At 46.9% G+C, this 1,653-nt stretch carries 1 protein-coding gene and 1 pseudogene; one reads left to right on the top strand and one right to left on the bottom strand.

What is annotated here, in order from left to right; genetic code table 11:
• Window positions 1–252: 252 nt before the first annotated feature.
• Window positions 253–687, bottom strand: a complete 435-nt coding sequence (locus HZR81_RS23470; RefSeq protein WP_017246346.1) for a hypothetical protein — start codon at window positions 685–687, stop codon at window positions 253–255.
• 570 nt (window positions 688–1,257) lie between these two features.
• Here HZR81_RS23470 and HZR81_RS23465 point away from each other — a divergent pair.
• Window positions 1,258–1,653 (top strand): annotated as a pseudogene (locus HZR81_RS23465) (site-specific integrase); the annotation flags it as partial.

The raw sequence follows: 1,653 nt of genomic DNA, 5'->3' as shown, positions 1-1,653 counted from the left end.
CATGCGCTTTTGTTGGTGCAATCTATAAGCGTGCGTCGGTTGCCGGGCATTAGTAAATGAAAGGCTACCGAGACAGTAAAGATTTGAAGTGGGCAGTCTTCAAGCTAATCAGGCGATCTACAATAAAGCCAACGTCTAACCGAGTCACATTGAAGTCAATTTAGTCGATTAAACGTCTTTATATATAGCGCGCCTCGGTTGCATGCGGCTTTTGATTGGGAATGCAATGGCGGGACATTAGCGCGTGCACGCTTACCGTGGTGCATTGAAACTCAAAATATCCAGTTGCTCGGTCAGCCAGCGATGCGCCTGATATGTACTCTGAAATTTACGAGCTAGGATGCGTACACCTTTATCTACGCTACAGTCACGGAGCGTGAGGCCATGACCTTCTTCGTCGATTTCGTAGGTCTTTGCTTTCATATCGCCGAGCTGCATCGCCAGCAGCCTAACGTCATCGAGTGAATGAATGGGGGCTATGCTGTGCTTGCGCACGTAGGAGCGTACCTTCTCAGAAAGCTCATTGAAGTCATCTGCATTAATGCGGTGGACTATATCATCTGAATCTGGGATTTTCTCCGGATAGTCATCATCAAGTGATACGCAGTGTTCCACACCGTGAATGCTTGCTACTAGGTATTGACCGCCGACTTCGTCGCGCTCGCAGTTAAGAATTAGGATGGACATGATTTTTCCTCAGGTTGTTGTTCTGTTCATAATTCTAAGTTGCTCTGCTTAAAAAAGGCAATAGGCTAACTGTATTTTTATGCAGTCTCTGGTTAACGCCCCGGAGGCCGTTCGGCTGGCTATCTAGTAGAGTGTTCGACCCAAAACTCATAATTTAAAAGTGGCACAAGCAGTATGTCGTGGGCAGTGGTGTCTCGGTAAGCGATCGCGCCAGTCCGTCGCCGACCCAGGCTGTGAGCGCAATTTAAAATTACTCTACTTGGTTCTCGCATTTTAAAATGTGAATCGGCTGAAAGAGTGGAAGCACCTGCTGATACCCGACGCTATCCAGTCGGTCTATGTGCTGCTCCCGGCGGGTTGTCTTGATGGGTCAGGTAACATGGTGCGTTCTTGGCCAACGAACCAAAGTCCGGAATGCGATATAGAAAGGATAGAATTTTTGCACCTTTGCAATGTTTGGCTTTTGGGGTTATATAAAAAATAATGCTCTGGTTGTTGTTTTTTTGTTTTCGTATTTGCAATAATTGATTGTGTGGCATGTGTCACGCAAATAATAATTAGAAGAATAATATGAATGCAGAGACTCAAAGCGCCTATATTAGTTTGGCCAGTAATTTTTATGCGACTCGGATGCAGGGCGTTGAGCTTGATGAGCTCAATATTATTGGTGCTTTACTACGGGCGGCCCCTGATTACCGCCCGGATTATTATCGGCGCCTACGTAACGCTTTGGCGTTTGATCAAAAGCATCGAGGAAATTTCTGGGCTGCCCAAGAAATCAATCGTACGCTCAATCCGGTCACTGTGTTAAATCTGCCGCGAAAGAAAAAGCAGCGACGTCCGCAGAAGCTTTCTACCGCTGATTTCGAAGCGTGGCTACGGTGTCTGGCTGAACGAGATATGCCTGTCGAAGCGGGAGCTTTAATGGTGATATCTCTTACCGGAGCGCGACCATGCGAGCTTAAC

This window comes from Pseudomonas sp. LM13 (assembly GCF_041381355.1).
Lineage (GTDB): Bacteria > Pseudomonadota > Gammaproteobacteria > Pseudomonadales > Pseudomonadaceae > Stutzerimonas > Stutzerimonas frequens.
This window is presented reverse-complemented; position numbering and strand designations above follow the sequence as displayed.

Coding starts and splice junctions, on each gene's coding strand:
- HZR81_RS23470 (WP_017246346.1), bottom strand. CDS start 687: ATGTCCATCCTAATTCTTAACTGCGAGCGCGACGAAGTCGGCGGTCAA.